This window comes from Bradyrhizobium sp. cir1 (assembly GCF_014198245.1).
Lineage (GTDB): Bacteria > Pseudomonadota > Alphaproteobacteria > Rhizobiales > Xanthobacteraceae > Bradyrhizobium.
In genome coordinates this window covers 344596-368909 of record NZ_JACIHE010000003.1, presented here as the reverse complement: position 1 = coordinate 368909, position 24314 = coordinate 344596, and the positions used below count along the sequence as shown (strand labels likewise).

The 24314-nt window shown below is 66.5% G+C and carries 22 protein-coding genes and 1 riboswitch; of the genes, 14 read left to right on the top strand and 8 right to left on the bottom strand.

The features are described 5' to 3' along the window. From GGD63_RS10095 to GGD63_RS10075, 5 genes are read right to left on the bottom strand one after another with little or no spacing between them, the layout of a single operon-like run. Positions 1-630: a precorrin-8X methylmutase gene (locus GGD63_RS10095; protein ID WP_183241332.1), complete on the bottom strand. Its 630-nt coding sequence runs from the start codon at positions 628-630 to the stop codon at positions 1-3. Continuing rightward, a complete protein-coding gene (cobG, locus tag GGD63_RS10090) occupies positions 630-1793 on the bottom strand; it encodes a precorrin-3B synthase (RefSeq protein WP_183241330.1) in 1164 nt (387 codons plus the stop codon). The genes GGD63_RS10095 and cobG overlap by 1 nt, the downstream gene beginning before the upstream one ends. Further along, entirely contained in the window at positions 1790-5038 is a 3249-nt protein-coding gene (cobN, locus tag GGD63_RS10085) for a cobaltochelatase subunit CobN (protein ID WP_183241328.1), read from the bottom strand. Before cobN ends, cobG begins: the two co-directional genes overlap by 4 nt. Next, positions 5038-6072: a cobalamin biosynthesis protein CobW gene (gene cobW / locus GGD63_RS10080; protein WP_183241326.1), complete on the bottom strand. Its 1035-nt coding sequence runs from the start codon at positions 6070-6072 to the stop codon at positions 5038-5040. The genes cobN and cobW overlap by 1 nt, the downstream gene beginning before the upstream one ends. Beyond that, on the bottom strand, positions 6069-6443 hold the full coding sequence (locus tag GGD63_RS10075; RefSeq protein ID WP_183241324.1) for a DUF1636 domain-containing protein: 375 nt from the start codon (positions 6441-6443) through the stop codon (positions 6069-6071). The genes cobW and GGD63_RS10075 overlap by 4 nt, the downstream gene beginning before the upstream one ends. Positions 6444-6538: 95 nt before the next feature. After that, positions 6539-6759, bottom strand: a riboswitch (cobalamin riboswitch). Positions 6760-6799: 40 nt separating this feature from the next. Here GGD63_RS10075 and cobO point away from each other — a divergent pair. Beyond that, positions 6800-7435 (top strand): cob(I)yrinic acid a,c-diamide adenosyltransferase, encoded by a 636-nt coding sequence (cobO, locus tag GGD63_RS10070; RefSeq protein WP_183241637.1) that lies wholly within the window; start codon positions 6800-6802, stop codon positions 7433-7435. Positions 7436-7440: 5 nt separating this feature from the next. Then, entirely contained in the window at positions 7441-8889 is a 1449-nt protein-coding gene (locus GGD63_RS10065; RefSeq protein ID WP_183241322.1) for a cobyric acid synthase, read from the top strand. On the opposite strand, the gene cobD is transcribed toward GGD63_RS10065, so the two are convergent. Both cobD and cbiB read right to left on the bottom strand, forming a co-directional pair. Next, on the bottom strand, positions 8878-9843 hold the full coding sequence (gene cobD / locus GGD63_RS10060; protein WP_183241320.1) for a threonine-phosphate decarboxylase CobD: 966 nt from the start codon (positions 9841-9843) through the stop codon (positions 8878-8880). The genes GGD63_RS10065 and cobD overlap by 12 nt on opposite strands. A gap of 11 nt (positions 9844-9854) precedes the next feature. Further along, entirely contained in the window at positions 9855-10796 is a 942-nt protein-coding gene (gene cbiB, locus GGD63_RS10055) for an adenosylcobinamide-phosphate synthase CbiB (RefSeq protein WP_183241318.1), read from the bottom strand. Between the two features lie 121 nt (positions 10797-10917). Here cbiB and cobU point away from each other — a divergent pair, with 121 nt between their 5' ends. The 5 genes from cobU (at position 10918) to GGD63_RS10030 (ending at position 16819) form a co-directional block, all read left to right on the top strand. Further along, the gene (cobU, locus tag GGD63_RS10050; RefSeq protein ID WP_183241317.1) at positions 10918-11421 is read left to right on the top strand and encodes a bifunctional adenosylcobinamide kinase/adenosylcobinamide-phosphate guanylyltransferase; all 504 of its coding nucleotides are present in this window, start codon (positions 10918-10920) and stop codon (positions 11419-11421) included. Further along, a complete protein-coding gene (gene cobS, locus GGD63_RS10045; RefSeq protein WP_183241315.1) occupies positions 11418-12200 on the top strand; it encodes an adenosylcobinamide-GDP ribazoletransferase in 783 nt (260 codons plus the stop codon). The genes cobU and cobS overlap by 4 nt, the downstream gene beginning before the upstream one ends. Positions 12201-12204: 4 nt before the next feature. Then, complete coding sequence (gene bluB, locus GGD63_RS10040) at positions 12205-12837, top strand: 5,6-dimethylbenzimidazole synthase (RefSeq protein ID WP_183241313.1); 633 nt, start codon at positions 12205-12207, stop codon at positions 12835-12837. 245 nt (positions 12838-13082) lie between these two features. Beyond that, positions 13083-14126: an ABC transporter substrate-binding protein gene (locus tag GGD63_RS10035; protein ID WP_183241311.1), complete on the top strand. Its 1044-nt coding sequence runs from the start codon at positions 13083-13085 to the stop codon at positions 14124-14126. After that, on the top strand, positions 14123-16819 hold the full coding sequence (locus GGD63_RS10030) for a hybrid sensor histidine kinase/response regulator (protein ID WP_183241309.1): 2697 nt from the start codon (positions 14123-14125) through the stop codon (positions 16817-16819). The genes GGD63_RS10035 and GGD63_RS10030 overlap by 4 nt, the downstream gene beginning before the upstream one ends. Here the strand turns inward: GGD63_RS10030 and GGD63_RS10025 are convergent. Beyond that, entirely contained in the window at positions 16812-17735 is a 924-nt protein-coding gene (locus GGD63_RS10025; RefSeq protein WP_183241307.1) for a LysR family transcriptional regulator, read from the bottom strand. The genes GGD63_RS10030 and GGD63_RS10025 overlap by 8 nt on opposite strands. A gap of 129 nt (positions 17736-17864) precedes the next feature. Between GGD63_RS10025 and GGD63_RS10020 the strand changes: the two genes are divergently transcribed. The 7 genes from GGD63_RS10020 to GGD63_RS09990 all read left to right on the top strand — a co-directional run bounded on the left by GGD63_RS10020 (position 17865) and on the right by GGD63_RS09990 (position 24312). Beyond that, a complete protein-coding gene (locus GGD63_RS10020) occupies positions 17865-18803 on the top strand; it encodes a ring-cleaving dioxygenase (protein WP_183241306.1) in 939 nt (312 codons plus the stop codon). Next, on the top strand, positions 18800-19441 hold the full coding sequence (locus GGD63_RS10015) for an alpha/beta hydrolase (RefSeq protein WP_183241304.1): 642 nt from the start codon (positions 18800-18802) through the stop codon (positions 19439-19441). Before GGD63_RS10020 ends, GGD63_RS10015 begins: the two co-directional genes overlap by 4 nt. A 182-nt stretch (positions 19442-19623) precedes the next feature. Continuing rightward, a complete protein-coding gene (locus GGD63_RS10010; protein WP_183241302.1) occupies positions 19624-20406 on the top strand; it encodes an IclR family transcriptional regulator in 783 nt (260 codons plus the stop codon). Next, positions 20403-21278 (top strand): ABC transporter permease, encoded by an 876-nt coding sequence (locus GGD63_RS10005; RefSeq protein ID WP_183241300.1) that lies wholly within the window; start codon positions 20403-20405, stop codon positions 21276-21278. Before GGD63_RS10010 ends, GGD63_RS10005 begins: the two co-directional genes overlap by 4 nt. A gap of 8 nt (positions 21279-21286) precedes the next feature. Further along, complete coding sequence (locus tag GGD63_RS10000; RefSeq protein WP_183241298.1) at positions 21287-22153, top strand: ABC transporter permease; 867 nt, start codon at positions 21287-21289, stop codon at positions 22151-22153. Between the two features lie 30 nt (positions 22154-22183). Beyond that, the gene (locus GGD63_RS09995; RefSeq protein ID WP_183241296.1) at positions 22184-23242 is read left to right on the top strand and encodes an extracellular solute-binding protein; all 1059 of its coding nucleotides are present in this window, start codon (positions 22184-22186) and stop codon (positions 23240-23242) included. Next, positions 23239-24312: an ABC transporter ATP-binding protein gene (locus tag GGD63_RS09990; protein ID WP_183241294.1), complete on the top strand. Its 1074-nt coding sequence runs from the start codon at positions 23239-23241 to the stop codon at positions 24310-24312. The genes GGD63_RS09995 and GGD63_RS09990 overlap by 4 nt, the downstream gene beginning before the upstream one ends. Positions 24313-24314: the final 2 nt, after the last annotated feature.

Here is a 24314-nt window from a genome sequence, read left to right as displayed (position 1 = left end):
CTATTCGCTCCGGCTCGCCAGCGCATTCACGGCGGCCACCGTGATCGCGGAACCGCCGAGGCGCCCCTCGACGGTCAGCGCCGGCACGGGCGGATCGGCCATCAGCGCCGCCTTGGATTCGGCGGCACCGACGAAGCCGACTGGACAGCCGATGATCGCCGCCGGCCGCGGACAGTTTTGGTCCTCCAGCATGTTGAGGAGATGGAACAGCGCCGTCGGTGCGTTGCCGATCGCAACGATCGCACCGCCGAGATGCGGCCGCCACAGCTCCAGCGCCGCGGCCGAGCGGGTGTTGCGCATGGATTGCGCCAGCACTGGTACGGCGGCGTCACCGAGCGTGCAGATGACGGCATTGTCGGCCGGCAGTCTCGCGCGCGTAATTCCTTCCGAGACCATGCGCGCATCGCACAGGATCGGCGCGCCCTTCTGTAGCGCTGCGCGCGCGGCGGTCGCCATGCCTGATGTGAAGCGGATATGCGCTTCGAGGCCCACCATGCCGGCGGCATGGATCATCCGCACGACGACCTGTTCCTCATCGGGTGTAAAGCGGGCAAGATCGGCTTCCGCACGAATGGTCGCAAAGGACTGCCGGTAGATCGCCGCGCCATCGGTCTCGTAAACGTGCGGCATCAATGCCCTCCCATCAGGATGGAAGGATTGCCGACGATGTCCTCGCGGTTCAGCCCACGCAGGACCGGCTCGTCGCGCGTCGACCCGCCGCGCACCAGATCGAAGCCTGCGCCGGTCGCGACCAGTGTGATCGCAGCTGCGCCGGAATGCGCGCAGCCCTTGACGCAGCCGGAGACATGAAGCCGTGCGGCCGCGCCGATGTTCGGCGCAAGCGCGGCGGCCAATGCCCGGGTGTCGGCGTGGGCCTCGCGGCAGCGCGGCGCACCGCTGCAGGCAATGACGCGCAGCGCCGGGTCATAGGCCTCGGTGATGAGGCCGGCCGCGGTCGGCATGGTCCGCTTGCCTTCGCTCAAGACCATCCGCCACGGCGTCATGCGCAGCGCATGTCCGCAACCGGCGAACTGGTTGAGCGTCGCATGCGGCATCTGCCCGAAGGCGACGCCGACCAACGCGCCCTGCGGATAAAGGCCGGGCCGCGCCGCGGCCATGATCGGCGCCGGCTCGGCCTCGCCGCGCAGCGCCCTGGGCAAGATTGCGCCGGCAGCCAGATGCGCTGCCATGCGCCCTCGCCCGCCCTTGGCGCCACCTGACATCACGAACCAGCTTGCAAGCGCCAGCGCGGCAGTCACGGCCTCGCCGCGCGCAACAGACCGGCCGAACTCGGCGCCGTTGGCCCGCACCAGCAGCCCGCCGGCCCGATCGCGCTCGATCCGCACATCTGCGGAATCGCCGGCAAGCACGCGCGAGATGCCGTCATCGACGGCGAAGCCGAACTTGGTCGGAAGCGCGAGCGCGCACGCCTCGAGCGCCTCTTCGAGCTCGGCGGCAAGCGCCTGGGTCTCGTCGCCGGCGCGCCAGAACGGTGTCACCAGAATATTGCGCCGGGATTCGGTGTCGGAGTCCGGATCGAGCAGCGCCAGTTGCGCGAGCCCGTCGAGCAACAGCCGGTGGCTGCTTTCACTGACGCCCCTGATCTGGAGATTGGCGCGGCTGGTGACGTCGATCAGGCCATTGCCGTGGCGTTCGGCCAGATGCGCAAGTCCGGAGATCTGCGCCGCATCCAGCCGCCCGCCGAACGGGCGCACACGGACGACGAGTCCGTCGCCCGATTGCATCGGCCGCAGCGCACCGGGGCACCAGCCCTTGACCATGGCCGCACTCATGAGGCCTCCCGCAGCGCCGCCGCAATCGAATTGCGGCGGGTCCGCCAGAGCGAGGCCTCGTTTAGGCGGATGAAGCAGGTCTCCATCGCGGCGAGCGCCACCGGATTCTCGAGGGCCATGAACGCGCTGACGTCCTCGTTGCCCAGTGTCGCGTCATAGTAGAGATCGAACAGATGCGGCGGCACGGCACCCGCCAGATGCGCGAAGGCCGCCATGTGCTCGAGCGTCGCGGTAATCTCGGCGGCGCCGCGAAAACCGTGGCGCATCATGCCCGCGATCCAGGCCGGATTGGCCGCGCGCGCGCGGACCACGCGCGAGATCTCCTCGGTCAGCGTGCGCGCATGCGGCTGGTCGGGGCGCGTTGCATCGAGATGATAGAGCGATGGCGCGGTCCCGCCGAGCTGTGCTGCGGCGGCTGCAATCCCCGCTTCATGCGCGGCGTAGTCGGCGGCGAGCAGGATGTCGGTTTCCGGCAAGTCCTGGACGTGGACGAAAGCATCGGCCGACGCGAGCCGCTGTTCGATGCCGGCGCGATCGGCCCTGATCTCGCCGTCGGCGGAGAGCGCCCATGAGGACGCCGACAGCCAGGCCTCGCCGGCCGCCTCGTGCGTCTCGGATGTGAAGGCATCCGGGATCGCCGACAGGCCGACGCCGTATTGTCCGGGACGCGGCGCGAACACGCGGGAGGTGCGGTGGCGATACGGATTCTCATCGCCTTCCTCGTCGCGCGACGCGAGCGCCTCGGCAGCGGCTTCGAACAATTGCGCAAGGCCTGCGAAGACATCGCGGAACAGGCCGGATACCCGCAGCGTGACGTCGATGCGGGGACGGCCGAGCTCGGCCGGCGCGATGATGTCGTAACCGGTGACACGGCCGGAGGCATGATCCCAGCGCGGCGCGAGACCGGCCAGATGCAGCGCCATGGCAAACTCCTCGCCCGCGGTGCGCATGGTCGCCGAGCCCCAGAGGTCGACGACAAGCCCCTTCGGCCAGTCGCCGTGATCCTGCAGATGGCGCCGCAGCAGCTCTTCGGCGAGTTTGATGCCCTGCGCATGCGCCGACGGCGTCGGCACCGCACGTGGATCGACGGCGAAGAGATTGCGCCCGGTCGGCAGGACGTCCTGACGGCCGCGATAGGGCGAGCCTGATGGTCCCGGCGCGACGCGCCGGCCCGCAAGCGCTGCACGCAGCGCATCCCGCTCCGCATCGCCGCAGGCGCCGCGGCCGAACACGTGCAGGCCGTCGCCGAACTGGCTTTCCTTGAGGTCGCAGACGAAGCGATCGATCCGCGGGATCGCTTCGGCAGGTGCGGCCGATGCATCCAGACCGAGATCGTCCTCCAGTCCTGCGGCGCGCGCTTCGTCCCGGATTGCCGCGATCAAGCGCCGGCGGCGCGCGGGATCGAGACCATCGGCGGTCGAATATTCGTCAAGGAGCCGCTCGAGCCGGCGCAGCCCTTCCGGCACGGCGGATCTTTCGAGCGGCGGCGGCAGATGGCCGATCGTCACCGCGCCGATGCGCCGCTTGGCCTGTGCGGCCTCGCCGGGATCGTTGACGATGAAGGGATAGATGACCGGCAGGTCGCCGATCAGCGCGTCGGGCCAGCAGCCGGGCGACAGCGCCACCGATTTTCCGGGCAGCCATTCCAGCGTGCCATGCGCGCCCATGTGCACGACGGCATCAATGGCCTGCCCGCGAAGCCAGAGATAGAACGCGACATAGGCATGGCGCGGCGTGCGGGCGAGATCGTGATAGTCGGAATTGCGCGTGGCGGTTTCGCCACGCTCGGGCTGGACCGCGACGATCGACTTTCCGCACGCGATGGCCGCGAAATGAAACGCGCCGTCGCGGCAGCTCGGATCATTCTCCGGCGCGCCCCGGGCTCGCCCGAGATCATCCTGCAAGGCTTGCGGGAGGCACGCAAGCGCGGCGCGATAATCGGCGACACTCCAGGTCAATTGCTGCTCGAGCAGCGTCTCGCCGAGCGCATGGACCGGCGCGACATCGAAGCCCGCTTCCGCGAGATCGGATGCCAGGACTTCGACCGAAGCAAGCGCATCGAGACCGACCGCATGCGCGATCTGGTGCGGACGGCCCGGGTAGTTCGAGAGCACGATCGCCACGCGCTTCTCGCCGACGGGCTTCTCCGCGAGACGCCGCCAGGCCGCGACGCGCGCGGCGACGGCCTTCACGCGCTCTTCATCGGGCCGGTGCGCAAGATGCGAAAATTGCAGATCTGGATCACGCTCTGCCGCCGACTTGAAGCTCACCACGCCCGCGAAAACGCGGCCGTCGACTTCGGGCAGCACCACATGCATCGCGAGATCGCCGGGCGAGAGGCCGCGCAGCGATTCCGCCCAGTCCTCCCGCCGTGCGGTGGAGAGCGCAACCTGGAACACCGGGCACAATGCGGCATCGAACGGCGTGGTGCCATCGTCGCCAACCGCGGAAAACGCCGTCGCGTTGACGATCGCAGCCACCGGATTTTGCGCGAGATAAGCACGCAGCCAATTGGCAACGCCCGTGGCCTTCAGCGAGGTGACGAACACGCCATGCGCGTCAAAGCCCTTGTCACGCAACGCTGCGATCAGGGCATCGACGGGGCCGGTGTCGGCAGCAGTGAGATAGGATCGATAGAATGTCACCAGCGCGCGCGGCTTTCCCTCCGCGGCGACCGGCGCCGGGATCACGCCGCGCGCGGGATCGTAAAAGCACATCTCGGGAACGGTCATCTCGCCGACGACCGGACCCGCATAAAGACCCGAAGCCAGCGCAAGCTGCGCGATCGCCGCTTGCGCCGCGACCGGGCCGCCGGTGTCGCAGAGCACTTTTAAGCGCCGCAGCGTCGAGACCGGCAAGGTCGAGTAAGTATCGAGCCTGACGTCGTCGCGGCCATCGGCCGGCAGCACCGCCAGCACGATGTTGCGATCCTTCGCAAGCTGCTGGAGCGCCGCGAGACCATACGGCCAGTAGGACTCGCCGCCGATCAGGCGCACCAGGATGCCCCGCGCCTGCGACAGCGTGCGCTCGATATAGGTATCGACCGACAGCGGATGACGAATTTCCGCGAGATTGGCAAGCCGCAACGACGGCAGGCTGTCGCGGCCACGCCGCCAGCCGGCCGCGAACGCGGCAAGGTCGGAATCCGAGTACGAGAGCACCACGAGATCGGCCGGGTCCTGGCCGATGTCTCTTGGCGTCGCGGTCTCCTCGAGACCACGGCTCTCGCGGAAGACGACGTGCATCAGATACCAAGTCCTGACCTGATCGCGGCCTCATCGATGTCGCCATGCTCGCCGATCACGACGAGTTTTGACTGCCTGAGACCCGCGCCCCAGGGCTTGTCGAACTGGTGGCGCACGCGCTCGCCGACCGCCTGCAGCAACAGGCGCATCGGCTTGCCTGCGACCGCGATATAGCCCTTCGCGCGCAGCACGTTCTGCTCGCGCGCCAGACGCTGGACGGAAGCGACCAGCGTCTCGATGTCGGCAACTTCCGGAAGATCGATCACGACGGAGGCGAAATCGTCGTGCTCGTGCTCCTCCTCGCCATCATGATGCGAGGGACGCGCGGCGAGATCGTTCTCGGCGGCAGCGCCGAGACCGAGGATGACGCGCGCATCGATCGCGCCGTCGGTGACAGGCAGCATCGGCACGCGGCGCGGCATCTCGGCGGTGATCGCCGCCTTGGCGGCTTCAATGCCGGCGCTGCCGGCGAGATCGGCCTTGGTGAGCAACACGATATCGGCGCAGGCGATCTGGTCCTCGAACACTTCCGACAGCGGCGTCTCGTGATCGAGATTCTCGTCCGCCGCACGCTGCGCTTCGACGGCAATCGGATCCGGCGCAAAGCGGCCGGCTGCTACGGCCTCGGCGTCGGCCAGCGCAATCACGCCATCGACCGTGATGCGCGAGCGGATCTCCGGCCAGTCGAATGCCTTCAGCAGCGGCTTCGGCAGCGCCAGGCCGGAAGTCTCGATCAGGATGTGATCGGGCCGCACCGGCCGCGCCAAGAGCTGCTCCATGGTCGGAATGAAATCGTCGGCCACGGTGCAGCAGATGCAGCCATTGGCAAGCTCGACGATGTTCTCCTCGGGGCAATTGGCGTCGGCGCAGGACTTCAATATCTCGCCGTCGACACCCTCGCTGCCGAACTCGTTGACGAGCACCGCAAGCTTCTTGCCGCCCGCATTGCTGAGCAAATGCTGGATCAGCGTGGTCTTGCCGGAGCCGAGAAAACCGGTGACGACCGTGACCGGGACTTTTGCGAGCGAGTTCATTCGGCGGCCTCCGGCACGACGGCGATGGGGGGAATGCGGGCAAGCGATTGCTTGCGGAAGATTTCCGGGCGGCTGCGCCACGGCACGAGGCCGTCGGGCGCGGCTGCATAGGCCGCGGCACCCGCGACCACGTCCTGCGCATTCACATCCGACAAGCGGCCATAAACATAGGACCAGCGGCCGGGCGCGCTCAGCGCCACCGAGCAACCCTGGCTGCAGGCCGACAGGCATTCGACGGGAACCACATTGACGCCGTCGGGAACGCCGGCCTCGAGGATCGCACCATGCAGGCGCTTGCCGGGCGTCGTCTCGCCCTCGCCAAGCGTCTGGCCGGCGCGGCAGGTGATGCAGACGTGAAGTGTGACGGTCATCGCCTCTTCCAGGATAAACTGCGGGAGGCGATGAGGCGCGCGGACCATTCTCCTGAAGGGCCGCTTCCCCGTCGCGGAACACCCCGTCCGCCGGTCCAAAACTCGTCCGCGCTGGCAGGTCTCCCGGCTTGCGGAGCAGGGTTTTGCCCTTCGATCCCCGCCTTCCCGATCCCCTAGGGAATCAGTGGCTTCGGGCATCTCTCCGGTCACGGTCGCGGGGGCGGCTGCATTTTGGACCCAAATCTTGCCGATTCGGACCCTATCGCATTCCCTCTTCGCCTGTCATAGGACAGGAACCAACGCCGGGTCACCATTTGCCCCCGGCCGCCTCTTGTCAAGCCGAAGGACCGGGTATGATGACGCCTGAACCGGATACCCAAACAGCTGAGGAAACCGACGCCCGCCACGCCCAGAAAATGGCGAAGAAGAAGGCCGCCCGCGACAAGATCATGGCGACCAAGAGCGGTGAAAAGGGTCTCATTATCGTCCATACCGGCGCGGGCAAGGGCAAGTCCTCCTCGGCCTTCGGCATGATTGTCCGCTGTGTCGCCCACGGCTTCCCCTGCGCAGTCGTGCAGTTCATCAAGGGCGCCTGGGATACCGGCGAGCGGCGCCTGCTCACCGGCCATTTCGGTGACCTCTGCCAGTTCCACGCGATGGGCGAAGGTTTTACCTGGGAGACACAGGACCGTGCCCGCGACATCGCCGCCGCGCGCGCCGGCTGGGACAAGGCCAAGGAGCTGATCCTCGATTCCAATTTGCGCATGGTCGTGCTCGACGAGATCAACATCGCGCTGCGCTACGACTATCTCGACATCGCCGAGGTGGTCGAGTTCCTGACCACGCAAAAGCCTGAGATGACACATGTCGTGCTCACCGGGCGCAACGCGAAGGACGAGTTGATCGAGATCGCCGATCTCGTCACCGAGATGACGCTGGTCAAGCACCCGTTCCGCTCCGGCATCAAGGCGCAGGCCGGCGTCGAGTTCTGAATTCGATGGCACGCGCGCTGATGATCCAGGGGGCCGGCTCGGACGTGGGCAAATCGCTCATCGTCGCCGGTCTTGCGCGCGCCTTCACGCGCCGCGGCCTGCGCGTGCTCCCGTTCAAGCCGCAGAACATGTCGAACAATGCGGCCGTCACCGTCGACGGCGGCGAGATCGGCCGCGCCCAGGCGCTGCAAGCGCTGGCCGCCGGCGTCGAGCCGCACACCGACATGAACCCGGTGCTGCTCAAGCCCGAGACCGATGTCGGCGCGCAAATCGTCGTGCAGGGAAAGCGCATCGCAACCGCGCGTGCGCGCGAATACGCGGCGATGAAGCCGTCGCTGATGGGCGCGGTGATCGAGAGTTTTGAGCGGCTGAAGTCACGGGCCGATCTCGTTTTGGTCGAAGGCGCCGGCAGTCCGGCCGAGGTGAACCTGCGCAAGGCCGACATCGCCAATATGGGCTTTGCCCGCAAGGCCGACGTGCCGGTCGTGCTGGTCGGCGACGTCGACCGCGGCGGCGTCATCGCCCAGCTCGTCGGCATCAAGACGGTGATCGACCCCGACGATGCCGCGATGATCCAGGGTTTCGTCATCAACAAGTTCCGGGGCGATCCCACGCTGTTCGATGATGGCTACAAGCTGATCGAAGCGAAGACCGCCTGGCGCGGCCTCGGCGTGCTGCCCTGGTTCGGCCGCGCCGGCGAGCTGCCAGCCGAGGACGCGCTGGGCCTCAGCGACGCGCGCAAGCTGGGGCAATGCAAGATCGCCTGCCTCGCACTGTCGCGCATTGCCAATTTCGACGATCTCGATCCACTCAAGCTTGAGCCTGGTGTCGATCTCGTCATGGTGCGTCCGGGCGAAGCGATCCCCGGCGATGTCCGTCTCGTCATCATTCCCGGCTCGAAATCCACCCGTGGCGATCTCGCCTTCCTGCGCGCGCAGGGCTGGGACATTGACCTCCTGGCGCATCACCGCCGGGGCGGCCATGTGCTCGGCCTCTGCGGCGGCTATCAGATGCTCGGGCGCAGCGTTGCCGATCCTGAGGGCATCGAAGGCCCTGCGGGCGACACGCCAGGCCTTGGGCTTCTCGATGTCGAGACGGTGATGAGCCCGCAGAAGACGCTGACGCGCGTTGCGGCCGTACACGCCGCGACCGATCAGCCCATCCAGGCCTACGAAATCCATATCGGCCGCACCGACGGACCCGATCGCGCACGGCCGTTCGCGAAACTGAACGGCGAGCCGGAAGGCGCGATCTCCAGGGATGGCCGCGTGCAGGGCAGCTATCTGCACGGCCTCTTCACGTCGGATGAATTCCGCAAGGCGTTTTTGACGAAGCTCGACATTCCCGCGGGCCAAGAGCCCTATCACATCAGGGTCGAGAGCGCGCTCGAGGCGCTCGCCGACCACATCGAAAAGCATCTCGACGTCGAAGGCCTGCTCGCGCTAGCGCGCTAGGACCTCGGCAAGACGCGTCCATTCGGCTTCATTGCCGGGAAGGCCGAGACGCAGCCATGTCGGCTGCTGCACGAAGACGCGCGACCATATATGGTCGCGCGCGAGCTTGTCCTGTGCGGCCAGCGCGTCAGGCGCCTCGTAAAGGCGAAACAGATGTGTGCCGCCAATCAGCGCCCAGCCTTGCGACTGCACCATCGCGTCGAGCCGTATGCTGTCGCGCGCGAGACGCGCTGAGGTGGCCTCGGCCCAGGCATCGTCGCGCAAGGCGCGGCCGCCGATTGCGATCGCCGCTCCCGAGACCGGCCATGGGCCCGATGCTGCCGCGAGCTTGCCGACATCGGCGGCATTGCCGATCGCAAACCCAAGCCGCAGGCCGGCCAACCCAAAAAACTTTCCGAAGGAGCGCAGGATCAGCAGTCCCGGCCGATCCGCGTCCGACGCGAGCGACTGATGCGGAACGGCATCGGCAAAACTCTCGTCGACGACGAGACGGCCGACGCGCGGCAGCAGTGCAAGCAAATCCTTGCGCGCGTGGCACCGGCCATCGGGGTTGTTGGGATTGACGACGATGGCGAGGTCCGCGCCTGCCAATGCCTGAAGGTCTCTGACCTCCTGGACATCCCAACCCGCAGCCGAGAGGACCCCGGCATATTCATTGTAGGTCGGCGCAAGGATACGGGCGCGGCCGCATGGCGCGAGTTGCGGCAGTAGTTGAATGGCGGCCTGTGCACCGCCCATCGCGACGAGCGGTGCGCTCGTGCGGTAGGCGTGCCGTGCCGCCTGATGCAAGGCATCGATCTCGGCACGCGACGGCAGCGCGCTCCAGGCGCGCATGCTCACCTCACCCACCGGATAATGCACCCGGTTGATCCCGGTCGATAGATCGATCCAGTCCTCGGCGCGGCCGCCAAACCGCTGCTGGGCCAGATCGAGATTTCCACCATGCTCGCGCATGCCCCGTTCTTTCACGCGAAGGCCAGGATCGCAAGGAGGCCGGCGAGAAGCAGCATGGCGCGGCGGTAGACCGCCAATCCCTCACCGATGTCGGCAAGATTCGGATCGCGTGCTCCTTCGTTGAGCCAGGGCTCCTTCGTGACGCTGCCGTGATAAATGCGGGGACCGCTGAGACGGACGCCAAGTCCACCGGCCATCGCTGCTTCCGGCCAGCCGGCATTGGGCGAGCGGTGGCGACGCGCATCGCGCGTCACGCACGACAGCGCCTCGGATCGCCTTGGCGCCAGCAGCACGAACAGAAACCCGGTCAGGCGCGCCGGAATGAAGTTGGCGACATCGTCGATGCGGGCTGCGGCCCAGCCGAAGGCCTCGTGCCGGTCGCTGCGATGGCCGATCATGGAATCCAGCGTGTTGATGGCCTTGTAGCCGAGAATACCGGGCAGGCCGAACAGCGCACCCCAGAATACGGGCGCCACGATACCGTCGGAGGCGTTTTCGGCGAGGCTCTCGATCGCCGCGCGCGCGATGCCGGCTTCATCGAGCGCCGCGGGATCGCGGCCGACGATGCGCGAGACCGCTTCGCGCGCGGCGGCGATGTCACCGGCCTGCAACGGCCTCGCGACGGCGGCAACGTGATCATGGAGCGAGCGCAGCGCGACCAGCGGCCAAGCGAGCACGCCCACCAGCACGATCTGGATCCAGCCCAAAGCAAGCAAGGACTGAAGCATCCAGCCGAGCGCGACGGAGAGCGCGATCACCAAAAGCGCGCCTGCGACACCGGCAGCGCGCCGAATGGCCGGCGGATCGGAGGAGCGATTCCAGGCGGTATCGATGGCACCAATCAGCCGGCCCAGCCACGTCACGGGGTGACCAATCCGCGCGAACAGCCAGGACGGCCAGCCCAGAAAGGCATCCACTGCCATCGCCACTGCCATCGCGCCCGCAAAACCCACTTATACCTCCTGTCCTGCCCCTGTTGCGCAAAGCGAGGGGGGAGCGCAAGCCCCCGACGGGCTGATTTCGGCTTTGTCTTTGGCCGCGTTTGGTGATTAGTGCTGCCGGCAGGAGACCTTCATGGCCGTCATTCTGATCACGGGCGGAGCGCGATCGGGCAAAAGCACACGGGCAGAAGCGCGTGCGCGCGCCTTTCCGGGGCAGCCCGTCTATCTCGCGACGGCCGAGGCGCTCGATGCCGAAATGGCGGAACGCATCGCGAAGCATCGCGCGCGGCGCGGAACCGGCTGGATCGAGCGGGAAGTACCGCTCGATCTCGCGGCCGCGCTGGTCGCAAGCGACGGCGGCGGCGCACGGCTGGTGGATTGCCTGACGCTCTGGCTCTCCAACCTGATGCATGCCGGGCGCAACTGGGAGCACGAGGTGAACGCGCTTGCGGCGACCCTCTTCAATCTCAAGAGCCCGGTCGTGCTCGTCACCAACGAGGTCGGCCTCGGCATCGTCCCCGACAACGCACTGGCGCGCAGCTATCGCGACGCCGCCGGAATCATGAACCAGACGATTGCCGAGTTCGCCGACGAGGTCGAGTTCGTGGTCGCCGGTCTGCCGATGAAACTGAAATGATGCCGCGCGTGGAGCTTCTCAGGGACATCGCCGCCGATCTCAGGATGGCGGCATCGTTCGTCACGATCCTCCCCGTCGCATCGTCGAAACCCGCAGCCGACGGCACTGTTGCGCGCGCGACCTGGGCCCTTCCAATCGCCGGCCTTCTGGTCGGCCTTGCCGGCGCTTTCATCTACAAGGTCGCCATCCGCCTCGGGCTGACGCCGAGCCTTGCCGCCCTGCTCGCGCTGGCGACGACGACCCTCATCACCGGCGCGCTGCACGAGGACGGCCTTGCCGACACGGCCGACGGGCTCGGCGGCGGCCGCACGCGCGAACGCAAGCTGGAGATCATGCGCGACAGCCGGATCGGCACTTATGGCGTCTGCGCGCTGATCCTGTCGTTCGGCCTGCGCTGGAGCGCGCTCGCGGCGATTGCCAATCCATCGGCCGTCACATTTGCACTCTGCGCCGCGCACACCGCTGCCCGCGCGGGCGTGCCGGCCTTCATGTCGCTGGTCCCGCCGGCGCGGCCCGACGGCCTGTCGGCCAGCGCTGGAGCGCCGCCTGGCCACAGCGTGGCCGTTGCTTTTGCGGTTGGAACGCTCGTGCTCGCCTTGGCGTTGGGGCCGGGCAAGGCGCTGGTCGGCCTGATCCTGCTCTCGCTCGCCGGGCTGCTGCTGGCGCGGCTCGCCATCCGCCAGATCGGCGGGCAGACCGGCGACATTCTCGGCGCCTTCGAGCAGACGGGCGAGATCCTGATCCTGCTGGTCGCCGCGGCTTTCCAGATGGGACGCTGACGTCATGGTCGAGTTCGACGACACCTTCCGCCGGCACCTGCACGAGCTGTTCGTGTGGCGCCGTGACGTGCGCCGCTTTCGCAGCGATCCGCTGCCCGAGGGCGCCATCGATCGCCTGGTCGAGACGGCCTGTCTTTCCCCCTCGGTCGGCCTGAGCCAGCCCTGGCGCTTCGTCATCGTCGACGACGCGGCAAGGCGTCGCGCCGTCATCGAAGACTTCAAGGCCTGCAACGCCGACGCGCTCAACTGCTACTCAGGCGACCGCGCGGAGCGCTATGCCGCGCTAAAACTGTCGGGTCTCGAACAGGCCCCGGGCCACCTCGCCGTATTCGCAGACAAGGCCAGCGATATCGGCCACGGCCTCGGCCGCGCGACCATGCCGGAGACGACGGAATATTCCGTGGTCGCTGCGATCACCGCAATGTGGCTCGCCGCGCGCGCGGAAGGTATCGGTCTTGGCTGGGTATCGATCCTGAACCCGGATCGCATTCACGCCATTCTCGACGTGCCTGATACCTGGAAGTTCATCGCCTATCTCTGCATCGGCTTTCCCGAGGCCGAATGCGACCAGCCGGAGCTTGAGCAGGCGAAATGGGAACACCGGCGCGGCGCGGAGGAATTCACGCTGCGGCGTTAGGGCGCCGTACCATCCTCCGTCATTGCGAGCGCAGCGAAGCACTCGCCGGATGCCGAGTTGGAGGGATAACCACGCACGGTGGTCGGGCCGCCAATCGAAACAGCGACTCTTTCGGCGCGTAGGAATACGGTATCGGACTGCGCATGGCTGCGAATGAACATTCACACGCGCATTTTTTCATCAATTGTGGCCGCTAGCCTTTCGCGATATGCACAGCGTCAGGGACAACTTTTGCGAAACATTTCATGATTGAGCGGTCCGCTCCTGCCCGCGCTGTGCCGGGGGTCGCCCGCCGCGATTTCCTTCGGCTTGCCGGCACAACTGCCGCGGGCTTCCTTGCGCTCGGCGCAACTCCGGACCGCATGCGGATCGTCGCCACGCTGACGGCATTGTCGCTCGACGACGAACTGACCAAAAGGAGCATGACCGAAGCTGCGACCACGCGGCTCGGCGGGCTCATCGCGGGACTGAGGCAACGTGGCTGGGTCGAAGGGGTCAATTTCCGCTTCGAGATCCGGTCGAGCTTCGGCGGACCGGACAAGTTGAAGACCGCCGTGCAGGAGCTCATCGATCTCAAGCCGGATGTCATCCTGACCGGCTCGACGGGTGAAACCGCGGCCGTGCTTGCCGCCACCAAGACGATCCCGATCGTTTTCGCGACGTCCAACGACCCCGTCGGCAACGGCTTCGTCGAGAGCCTCGCGCATCCCGGCGGCAACGTCACTGGCTTCACCAGCAGCACCGCCGAGATGGGCGGCAAATGGCTTCAGCTCATCAAGGAGGCCGTGCCGGACATGGCGCGTGTCGGCGTCCTGTTCAATCCGGCGAGCACGCCTCGCGCCGGGCGCTTCTTTCTCGACTCCCTCGAGCAGGAAGCCGTGACATCAGGGGTTGACGTCGTCCTCGCCCCCATCGGTAAGGCAGCGGAGGTCGACGGGGCGATCAGCCGCTTTTCCGAGCCGCCCAAGGCCGCGATGATCTCGCTCGTCGACAGCTTCCTGGTGGTGAACCGCCAGGCGATCATCGCGGCAACGGCGAAATATCGCGTTCCGATGATCTATCCGTTTCATTACTTTATGGATGCGGGCGGGCTCATGAGCTACGGGCCGACGCTGGAGGTTCGCTCGGCCGACTATGTCGACCTGATCCTGCGCGGCACCAAGGCCGGGGATCTGCCGGTGCAATCGCCGCGCAAATACGAGCTCCTGATCAACCGCACCGTCGCGCGATCGCTCGGACTGACGATCCCGTTCACGCTGCTCGCGCGCGCCGACGAGATCCGCGAGTGAACGAGCAGGTCGACCAGGGACATTTGCGGACGCCTCCCGGCCGGCTGTTCCGGAAATATCTCTACTCGATCGTTGCCCTCGCCTTTGCCGCGCTCGCCATCAACACCGGTTTCGACGTCTGGTTCTCCTATCGCGAGCAGAAGCAGTTCCTCGCGGCGATCCAGCGCGAGCAGGCGGCATCCGCGGCCGTCCAGATCGGCCAGTTTATCGGCCAGATCGAAAACCAGATCAGATGGCTCTCGCGCCTGCCTCCGGAGCTGTCGACCAATGAAGACGATCGCCTGAATGCCATCCGCCTGCTGCGCCTCTCGCCCGCGATCGCCGAAATTGCCGAGCTCGATGCGCAGGGCCGCGAGCAGGTGCGCGTGTCGCGCCGCGTCGCAGACAAGGTCGGCAGCAAGGCCGACCTCTCCGCCTCGCCGGCCTTCCGCGGCGCCAATGAAAGCCGCGCCTATTACGGGCCGGTCTACTTCTTCGGCGACACCGAGCCGTTCATGACGCTCGCCACCCGTGGGAGCGGCCGCGAGCCCAACGTCTTCGTCGCCGAAGTCAACCTGCGCTTCATCTGGGATCTCGTCGCCGGGATCAGGGTCGGCAACACCGGCAAGGCCTATGTGGTCGACCGCATGGGGGTCTTGATCGCGCATCCGGATCTGTGGCCGGCGCTACGCCGCAGCGATCTCACCGGCCACGCGGACGTGCGCGCCGCGCTCGACGGCGTGAGCCCGCCCTCGGGCGGCCTGGTCAGGGAGGACCTGTCAGGTCAACGCGTTCTATCGACCTATGCGACGGTGCCCTCGCTCGGCTGGCTGGTGTTCGTCGAGCTGCCGCTCAGCGAAGCCTATGCCCCGATCTATGCCTCGATCGGACGTTCCACGTTTCTTCTGGTCGCCCTGCTTGTCATTGCTGTGCTGGTGTCCCTCTGGCTCAGCCGGCGCATGACGGTGCCGATCCAGCTCCTGACGCAGGGCGCGCGGCGGATCGGAAGCGGCGATCTCGGCCTGCGGCTCGCGATCAGGACCGGAGACGAGCTGGAGGCGCTCGGCGACCAGTTCAACCGGATGGCCGCTCACTTGCGCGACTCCTACGCAACACTCGAGGGCAAGGTGGTCGAGCGGACCTCCGAGCTGGAGAAGGCGCGCGATCAGGCCCTGGCCGAGCACGACGCGGCCGAGCGCGCGCGCAGCATTGCCGTGCAGGCCAACGAGACCAAGTCGCGCTTCCTTGCCGTCGTCAGCCACGAGCTGCGCACGCCGCTGAACGGCGTCATGGGCGTGCTGCAACTGCTCGACGACGGCAGCCTCGGCGAGGTGCAGCGGCGCCACCTCGCCACCGCCGCCGCATCGGGCGAAACGCTGATCGCACTGGTCGATGCGATCCTGGAATATGCGCGCCTCGAGGCCAGCACCGAGGCGCTGGAGACGCGCGACTTCCGCCTCGACCAGTTGATCGAGGCCGCCGCCGATCTGATGCGCCCGCAAGCCTTCGACAAGGGACTGACGTTCGATCTCGCCAGCGATGCGACGGTCAACACGTCCGTGCACGGCGATCCTGTCAGGCTCAACCGCATCCTGCTCAACCTGATCGGCAACGCGATCAAGTTCACCCCGCGCGGCGGGATCGCTTTGACGGCAGCGGCCGACCAGCTCGACAATCATGTCCTGCTGCATGTCACCGTTCGCGATACCGGGATCGGCATCGCGCCCGACATGCATGAGCGGATCTTCGAGGATTTCGTCCAGGCCGACGACAGCATCGCGCGGCGGTTCGGCGGCACCGGCCTCGGACTTGCGATCGCGCGTCGCCTTACGCGCCTGATGCGCGGCGAGCTGACGGTGGAGAGCACGCCGGGCGCCGGCAGCACGTTCACGCTTGAAGTGCCGCTCGGCCGCGCCGCGAGCGGCATCGCGCAAGGCGCGCTTCCGCCGCCGTCACGGCGGCTCAACGTGCTGCTGGTCGACGACGATCCCGTCAATTGCGAGGTCGGCGAAGCGATCCTGAAGAGGCTCGGCCACCACCCCACGATCGCCAGGAACGGCACATCGGCCATCGCGCTCGCCCGCGATCAGGCGTTCGACGTCATCCTGATGGATCTGCACATGCCCGACATGGACGGCGTGGAGGCGGCGTCGCGGATCGGCAGGCTAGGACTTGCCAAGATGCCGCGCATCATCGCCGTCACCGCCGACGTGTCCACCAGCGCCCGCGAGCGGCTCGCCGGCGCAGGCATCGCCAAGGTCGTGAGCAAACCGATCCTGATCAATGCCCTGCGCGAGGCGATCGAGGACGCTCCCCAGGACGAGCCCACAGCAGTGCAGCTCGCCGCGGGCGCATTGATCGACCGGCATTTTCTCGACGACCAGAAGGAACTGCTGGGCGCGGGGCAGATCGCAAAACTCCATCAGCTCCTGCAGCAAACGAGCGAACGGTTGATCGACGATATCGCCAAGGCTGCGACGCTGGGCGGCGACCACAAGCAACTCGCGCGATTCACGCATCAGCTCGGCAGCGCCGCCGGTGCGCTCGGACTCGTCCGCTTGTTCGAGCGCTGCCGTGAAATCGAATTGGCTGCAATCTCGATGTCCGCGGCGGAATGCCAGAGTGCGGCCGACGAACTTGCCGCGCTTCAGCGGGCGTCGATGAGGGCGCTCGACGATCTGCTCGCGCCGGCCGAGCAGCGATCCGTCAGTTAGCGTCAGCGCGCCTGCGCCCGCCGGTCTCTTCCTCGCGACCAAACCGCTCCACCAGGAAATCGATGAACAGCCGCACCTTCACCGACAGATGCCGCGTCGGCGGATAGACCGCATAGAGCGCGAGCGGCGGCGCAGAGTAGTTGTCCAGCACCGTCCGCAGCTCGCCTTTCCGCAAAGCGTCAGCGGCGATGAACTCCGGGAGCAGCGCCAGCCCCCTTCCCCTGATCGCAACGTCGCGCAGCACTTCGGCGTTGTTGACGCAGAGTGACCAGGCCGGCTGGATCCAGTGATCGCCGTCCGCTCCGGTGAGCTTCCACTGATTGCCGGTAAGCAGGAAGCCGTAGGTCAGCGAGGCGTGCTCGCGCAGATCCTGCGGATGCCTTGGCGTGCCGTGTCGCGCGAGATAGTCCGGCGAGGCACAGATCATGCGCGCCACCGGCATGATTTTCCGCGCGATCAAACTCGAGGATTCCAATTCCGCAATCCGCAGCGTCACGTCAAAGCCGTCCTGGACGGGATCGAGCAGATCGTCGCTGAGCACGATCTGGAGCTGAAGCTCTGGATAGCGCGCCATGAAATCGGCGAGCACGGGACCTAACCGCATCGTGCCGAACGACATCGGCGCATTGACGCGCAACAAGCCCCGCGGCGCCGACTGCGCCTGCGTCACCGCCTGGTCGGCGGCCTCGATCTCCGAGAGGATCACCACCGCGCGCTCGAAATAGCGCTGGCCGCTCTCGGTCGGGCTCGCGTGGCGGGTGGTCCGGTTCAACAGCTGGACGCCGAGGCTCTCCTCGAGATCGGCTATGTATTTGCTGATCGCCGAGCGCGACAGCCGCAGCTGCCGGCCCGCCTCGGCAAAGCTGCCGCTTTCGACCACTTTGACGAAGGCCCGGAGGCTGGCGACCTTATCCAAGGTCCGGCTCCGGCGATTGTTTCCAAATCGTAGACATAGCCGTCATATTTGCATGGATTGTCTCCAATCCAAAGCAGAACAATATTTCCGCCCAGAGCAAGACTGCTCCGAAAGTTTTGGAGGACGACAATGTCTGGACTGCACCACGTGACCGCGATCGCCGGCGACCCCATCAGGAATTTTGGCTTTTACACCCGGGATCTCGGCCTGCGCTTCGTCAAGAAGACGGTCAATTTCGACGATCCCGGCACCTATCACTTCTATTATGGCGACGAGACCGGCCGCCCCGGCACCATCCTGACCTTCTTCCCCTGGGCCGGCGTGCCCTCAGGCCGCCGCGGCGTCGGCGAGACGCATCAGACCGCCTTCCGCGTGCCGCAGCGCTCGCTCGGCTACTGGACGCAGCGCTTCACCGAGAAGGGCATTGCATACGAGGCGCTGGAGAAGCGCTTTGGCGAATCCGTGCTGCCCTTCACGGATCCTGATGGGATGGCGCTCGCGCTGGTCGGCGTGCCCGGCGCCGAGAACGAGCCCGGCTGGAGCAATGGCGACGTGCCGGCCGAACATGCGATCCGCGGTTTCCACAGCGTGACGCTGCTGCTCGACAGCGCGGCGAAGACGGCTGCCATTCTCACCGACGTGTTCGGCTTCAAGGAGACGGGGCGCGAGGGCTCGGTGATCCGCTTCAAGGCGCCGGGCGATGTCGAAGGCAGCGTCGTCGACATCTACGAAGCCAAGGGCTTTCTGCGCGGGCACCAGGGCGGCGGCTCGGTGCATCACATCGCCTTCCGCGCGGCGGACGATGCCGAGCAGGGCAAGATGGCGCAGAAGCTGGTGAGCAATCACGGCCTGCACCCGACCGAGCAGCGTGACCGCAACTACTTCCGCTCGATCTATTTCCGCGAGCCCGGCGGAGTGCTGTTCGAGATCGCAACCGACATCCCCGGCTTCGCCGTGGACGAACCGGTCGCGACGCTGGGACGTGACCTGAAGCTGCCCAGCTTCCTCGAGCAGCATCGCAAGCAGATCGAGGACGTGCTGCCGAGCCTGGAAGAGAGCGTGGCATGACCGAGAGTGCATTCATCCATCGTTTCGAGCCCGCGGCCAGCGCGGGCTCCCCTCCACTCCTGCTATTGCACGGCACGGGGGGCGACGAGAATGACCTGCTCGGGCTCGGCAAGATGATCTCGCCCGGCTCTGCCCTGCTCTCGCCGCGTGGCCGGGTGCTCGAGCACGGCATGCCGCGCTTCTTCCGCCGCCTCGCGGAGGGCGTGTTCGACGAGGAGGACGTGCGCAGGCGCGCGCTCGAACTCGGCGACTTCGTTACGGAGGCGCGGCAACGCTACGGCATCGCCGCGCCGATCGCGGTCGGCTTTTCCAACGGCGCCAATATCGCGGCGGCGCTGTTGCTGCTGATGCCGGACGTGCTCGCAGGCGCGATCCTGCTGCGTGCCATGGTGCCGCTGTCGGATCCGCCCAAACACGATCCGGCAAAGGCGGAGCTCGGCGGCAAGCCTGTCCTGCTCCTGTCCGGGCAGGCTGATCCGATCGTGCCGGCGAGCAATTCGGCGCAGCTCGCCGCGGTGCTGTCGCAAGCAGGCGCCCGCGTGACTCACAAGGTCCTGCCGGCAGGCCATCAATTGTCGCAGGCCGACGTGACGCTCGCCCGCAACTGGATCGGCAACATCACCGCCGAAGCGGCCTGATCCCAAGAACGGCGCACCGCCAACGCGGTGCGCCGTTCTTTTGATATCCTAACAAGCGACCTTCCGCCACATCTGCGCAATCGGGCACCACCCTGCCGGAAATTTCTGCTTGCCCGTTTCCGCGTCAGGCTTAGAATTTGGGACACGGTTCCGAAATTTGGAACTGACTTGGACCGGCAAGCATGAGCGCCCTGACCAACGCGATCGAGATTCTCCGCTGCTTCTCCAGCGCGCGACCCGATCTATCGTTCGCGGACGTAATGGCGCTGACGGGCAAGCCGAAGAGCTCGACCTCGCGGCTGCTGCGCTCGTTGCGCGACTGCGGCCTGCTCGAGCAGGACCCGCACACCCGCCGCTACCGGCCGGGCCTGCTCACCTTCGAGCTCGGCCGGCTGCACCGCGCCCATGACGATCTCATCAGCATGGCCGAGCGCGAGCTGCGCGAGGTCTGCGCGCGCACAGGCCACACCGGCTACATCGCGGTGCTCGACGGCTTTGAGCAGGTCGTGCTCCGGATCGTGCCGGGCTCCAATCCCCTGCGCGTCGTCAATCCGCCGGGCCAGCGCACGCCGGCGCTCGCGACCTCGAATGGCCGCGCCATGCTCGCGCGCCTCTCTGACGAGGACATCCGCGCACGCGTGCCGGCGACCTATCCAAAGCTGCCGCGCAACTCGCCGCAGAACTTCAAGCAGCTGATGGCGCGCCTCGACGAGATCCGCCGCACTGGCGTGTCGGAAGCGGCCGATGAATCCATCGAGGGTGTCGGCTCGCAAGGCTTTGCGCTCAAGAGCGGCGAGACCGGCGAGATGATCGGCATCGCGGTGTCCTATTCCGTGCAGGCAACCACCGCGGCCGAGCGCGCCAATGTCCGCCGCGAGCTGGCGGCGATGGCCGCGAAACTGAGACGACTGACCGGCGATCCGCTCGATCAGGACACGGCGCGCATCCAGACGGGGACGCGATGAGCAGCACCGCGACCACGCGCCCCAACGGCCTTGCGCTCTTCATCCTGCCGAGCGCGCTGCTGTTCGCCTTGTTCTTCTTCCTGCCGATCGGGCTGATGGCGCTGATGAGCGCACTCACCGGCAATCCCGTGGTGATGCCGAAGGTCGCCTTCACCACGCGTCACTACGCCCGCATGATCGGCGATCCCTATTATCTCGAGGTGATCTGGACCACGATCCGGATCGGGCTCGTCACCACGCTGGTCGCGCTTCTGATCGGCTATCCCCTGGCGCACTGGATGGCGCGGATCAGGAGCCGCACCGGACACGCGCTGCTGCTGATGGCGGTACTCGCACCGATGCTGACCGGCATCGTGGTGCGCACCTTCGCCTGGATGACGCTGCTGTCCGACAAGGGCGTGGTCAACCAGACCCTGATGTCGCTCGGCCTGATCGCCCAGCCGCTCAAGCTGATGTACACCGAGACCGGCATCGTGGTCGGCCTCGTCCACATCTACGTGCCCTTCATGGTGCTGACGCTCACCGGCGTGATCGGCCGGATCGACGAGCGGTTGGAGCAGGCCGCCGAAAATCTCGGCGCGAGTCCCTTGCGCGCCTTCCTCGAGGTGACGCTGCCGCTCAGCCTCCCCGGCATCCTCGCCGGATCGCTGCTGGTCTTCGCGCTCGCGATCAGCGCCTATGTCACGCCGATCCTGCTCGGCGGATTCCAGATCATGACGCTGCCGATCCTGATCTACCAGCAGATCTCGGCGAACTTCAACGTCGGCTTCGCCGCCGCGCTGGGTATCGTGCTGCTCGTGATCTCGCTCATGCTCGTCATCGCCTATAACCGCGCGCTCGGCCTCGTCTCCGGCCAGCGCGAATTGCAGTGAGGCCGGTGATGCAAACCTCCGCCTCGCACAGCCCATCGCTCCCGGCGGCACCGCAGGCCGCATCCGTGCGCATGCCCGGACCTATCAGGCATTACGGCCGCTACCTCTATCTCGCGATCAACATCGCCATCATCATCTTCCTGCTGGCGCCGATTGCGATCGTCGTCGTGTTCGCGCTGAACCCGACGCCGTTCATCCAGTTTCCGCCGGTCGGCGTCTCCCTGCGCTGGTTCGAAAAGTTCTTCGCCTCGCGCGACTTCATGCATGCGCTCGGCTTCAGCCTCGAAGTCGCCGTGCTCACCACCCTATCGGCAACTGTGCTTGGCGCCTCCGCGGCGCTGGCGCTCGCGCGCGGCAACCTGCCGGGCACGCGGCTGATCGTGGCGACGATGCTGTCGCCCTTGATGCTGCCGGCGATCCTCACCGGCCTTGCGCTGTTCCAGACCTACGTGCTGCTCGACGTGGGCCGCCCGACCTGGGGCCTTGTCGCCGGCCACACGCTGGTGACGCTGCCTTACGTGGTGCGCACGACGCTCGCCGTGCTGCATAATTTCGACACGCGCCTGGAAGAAGCCGCACAAAATCTCGGAGCAAGCCCTGTGCGCACCTTCTTCGAGGTGACGCTGCCGCTGATCAAGCCCGGCGTGCTCGCAGGCGCGATCTTCGCTTTCATCGTCTCGTTCGACCAGTTTCCGGTCTCGCTGTTCCTGGTCTCGCCGGGCAACGAGACGCTGCCGGTCACGCTGTTCAACTACCTCAAGTTTGATCTGGACGGCACGATCGGCGCCGCCTCGGTGGTCTCGATCGTGCTCGCCTTTGTCGTCGTCATCGGGCTCGACCGCACGGTCGGCCTGCGCTCCTACGTCAAATTGTAACCGCTCTTTGTAACCCTAAGGATTCGAGACATGATGAAAGCTTTGGGATCGCTCAGCCGCCGCCGCTTTCTGACCGCGAGCGCCTCGCTCGGCATCGGCACCATCGCCGCGCCTTACGTCGCGCGCGCAGACGATCCGACGCTGCGCATCACCGGCTGGGGTGGCAAGTGGGGCGAGATCATGAAGGCCGAGATCGGCCCCGCCTTCGAGAGCGAGTTCAAATGCAAGCTCCAGACCGATTCCGCCTTTCCATACTTGCCGAAGCTTCAGGCGAGCTCGCGTTCGGCGCCGATCTACGACGTGCTGCACACCAATTCCAATGAGCAGTGGGCAGCCGCCGAGATGGGCCTGGTCGAGCCGAAGATCGATCCCAAGCTGGTGCCGAACCTCGCCGACGTCTACCCCTACGCGATCAGCGACAAGATCGTCGGCGTCTCGATCTTCACCAGCGCCATTGGCCTCGGCATGCGCACGGACAAGGGCTACGGCAACGTGACCTCCTGGAAGGAGCTGTGGGACGCGAAATACAACGGCGTTCGCGGCGGCTATGTCATTCCGGTCAACAGCCTCGGCCAGGCCTTCCTGATGATGTGCGGCACGCTGTTCGGCAAGGGGCAGACCGATCTCGATGCGGCCTACACGGCGCTGGAGAAGCTGAAGCCGATCAAGATCGTCGATTTCACCGGCGCGATGGAGAAGATGCTGCTTTCAGGCGAAGTCGGCCTCTGCGTCATCCACGATTCCGGCATCTATCGCTATGATGGCCAGAACCAGCCGACCGATTTCGTATCGCCGAGCGAAGGCGTGCTGTCGCTGGAGCAGGTTCTGACCATTACGCCCGGCAGCAAGATGAAGGAGCTCGCCAACGCCTATGTGAACTACATGCTGCGCCCCGAGGTGCAGAAGCGCTTGGCTGAAACGGTCTGGTATTCCCCGGCCAACAAGAAGGTGAAGCTCGATGCCAAATATGACGCCAAGCTGCTCACCACGCCCGAGAAGGTCTCCAAGCTGATCCAGGTCGACTGGAAGTGGTACAACGAGCGCAAGGACGAGATCGACCAGCGCGTCAACCGGATCTTCCGCGCATGAGCGCATCGATCGAAATCGCCGGCGTCAGCAAGGTCTATGACGGCGGCGTCCGCGCGGTGGATGCGGTCGCAATGGACATCCGGCAGGGCGAGTTCTTCTCCCTGCTCGGCCCGTCCGGCTGCGGCAAGACCACGACGCTGCGCATGATCGCCGGCTTCGAGACGCCGAGCGCGGGCGCGATCCGCGTCGACGGCGCCGACATCACGCACGTGCCCGCGCACAAGCGCGACATGGGCATGGTGTTCCAGAACTACGCGCTGTTTCCACATCGGACCGTCGCCGAGAACGTCGCCTTCGGCTTGCGCATGCGCGGGCTCGACAAGGCGACCATCGCGACGAAGGTGAAGGCGGCCCTCGCCATGGTCGAGCTGTCCGGCCTGGAAGACCGCCGTCCTGCCCAGCTCTCCGGCGGTCAGCAGCAGCGCGTCGCGCTTGCGCGGGCTATCGTCATCGCGCCGCGCGTCCTGCTCTGCGACGAGCCGTTAGGGGCGCTCGACAAGAAGCTGCGCCAGCAGATGCAGTTCGAGCTGAAGCAGCTGCAGAAGAAGCTCGGACTGACACTGGTCTTCGTCACCCACGACCAGGAAGAGGCGCTGGCGATGTCCGACCGCATCGCCGTGATGAATGGCGGCCGCGTCGAGCAGGTCGGAACGCCCACCGAGATCTACAACCAGCCGACGACGCGCTTTGTCGCCGACTTCATCGGCGATACCAACATCTTTCGCGGTGAGCGCGCCGCCGCAGGCCAGAGCCTCGACGTCGGCAAGGGTCTGATCCTGGCATTGCCGACCGAAGCGCAGGGCACCGGCGTTCTCTCGGTCGCGCTGCGCCCCGAAAAGATTCGTCTCATCCCGCGCGCTGACGCTGCCACCCCGGCCGGCACCTCGGCCCATGGCATCGTCGAGAACACCAACTTCCTCGGCGGCGCCGTGCTCTACCGCATCACGCTCGAGGGCGGCCATCGCGTCCTCGTGCAACAACCCAATGCAGGCACGAGCCGCCTGTTCGTTCCCGGCAACGGTGTCACGCTTCAGTGGACGCCGGCCGATCTCGTCGTCTTGAAGGACTAGAC

Excerpts from the sequence above, each read along its gene's own strand:
- GGD63_RS10095 (WP_183241332.1), bottom strand. The coding sequence starts at position 630 with ATGCCGCACGTTTACGAGACCGATGGCGCGGCGATCTACCGGCAGTCC.
- cobG (WP_183241330.1), bottom strand. The coding sequence starts at position 1,793 with ATGAGTGCGGCCATGGTCAAGGGCTGGTGCCCCGGTGCGCTGCGGCCG.
- cobN (WP_183241328.1), bottom strand. The coding sequence starts at position 5,038 with ATGCACGTCGTCTTCCGCGAGAGCCGTGGTCTCGAGGAGACCGCGACG.
- cobW (WP_183241326.1), bottom strand. The coding sequence starts at position 6,072 with ATGAACTCGCTCGCAAAAGTCCCGGTCACGGTCGTCACCGGTTTTCTC.
- GGD63_RS10075 (WP_183241324.1), bottom strand. The coding sequence starts at position 6,443 with ATGACCGTCACACTTCACGTCTGCATCACCTGCCGCGCCGGCCAGACG.
- cobO (WP_183241637.1), top strand. The coding sequence starts at position 6,800 with ATGACGCCTGAACCGGATACCCAAACAGCTGAGGAAACCGACGCCCGC.
- GGD63_RS10065 (WP_183241322.1), top strand. The coding sequence starts at position 7,441 with ATGGCACGCGCGCTGATGATCCAGGGGGCCGGCTCGGACGTGGGCAAA.
- cobD (WP_183241320.1), bottom strand. The coding sequence starts at position 9,843 with ATGCGCGAGCATGGTGGAAATCTCGATCTGGCCCAGCAGCGGTTTGGC.
- cobU (WP_183241317.1), top strand. The coding sequence starts at position 10,918 with ATGGCCGTCATTCTGATCACGGGCGGAGCGCGATCGGGCAAAAGCACA.
- cobS (WP_183241315.1), top strand. The coding sequence starts at position 11,418 with ATGATGCCGCGCGTGGAGCTTCTCAGGGACATCGCCGCCGATCTCAGG.
- bluB (WP_183241313.1), top strand. The coding sequence starts at position 12,205 with ATGGTCGAGTTCGACGACACCTTCCGCCGGCACCTGCACGAGCTGTTC.
- GGD63_RS10035 (WP_183241311.1), top strand. The coding sequence starts at position 13,083 with ATGATTGAGCGGTCCGCTCCTGCCCGCGCTGTGCCGGGGGTCGCCCGC.
- GGD63_RS10020 (WP_183241306.1), top strand. The coding sequence starts at position 17,865 with ATGTCTGGACTGCACCACGTGACCGCGATCGCCGGCGACCCCATCAGG.
- GGD63_RS10015 (WP_183241304.1), top strand. The coding sequence starts at position 18,800 with ATGACCGAGAGTGCATTCATCCATCGTTTCGAGCCCGCGGCCAGCGCG.
- GGD63_RS10010 (WP_183241302.1), top strand. The coding sequence starts at position 19,624 with ATGAGCGCCCTGACCAACGCGATCGAGATTCTCCGCTGCTTCTCCAGC.
- GGD63_RS10005 (WP_183241300.1), top strand. The coding sequence starts at position 20,403 with ATGAGCAGCACCGCGACCACGCGCCCCAACGGCCTTGCGCTCTTCATC.
- GGD63_RS10000 (WP_183241298.1), top strand. The coding sequence starts at position 21,287 with ATGCAAACCTCCGCCTCGCACAGCCCATCGCTCCCGGCGGCACCGCAG.
- GGD63_RS09995 (WP_183241296.1), top strand. The coding sequence starts at position 22,184 with ATGATGAAAGCTTTGGGATCGCTCAGCCGCCGCCGCTTTCTGACCGCG.
- GGD63_RS09990 (WP_183241294.1), top strand. The coding sequence starts at position 23,239 with ATGAGCGCATCGATCGAAATCGCCGGCGTCAGCAAGGTCTATGACGGC.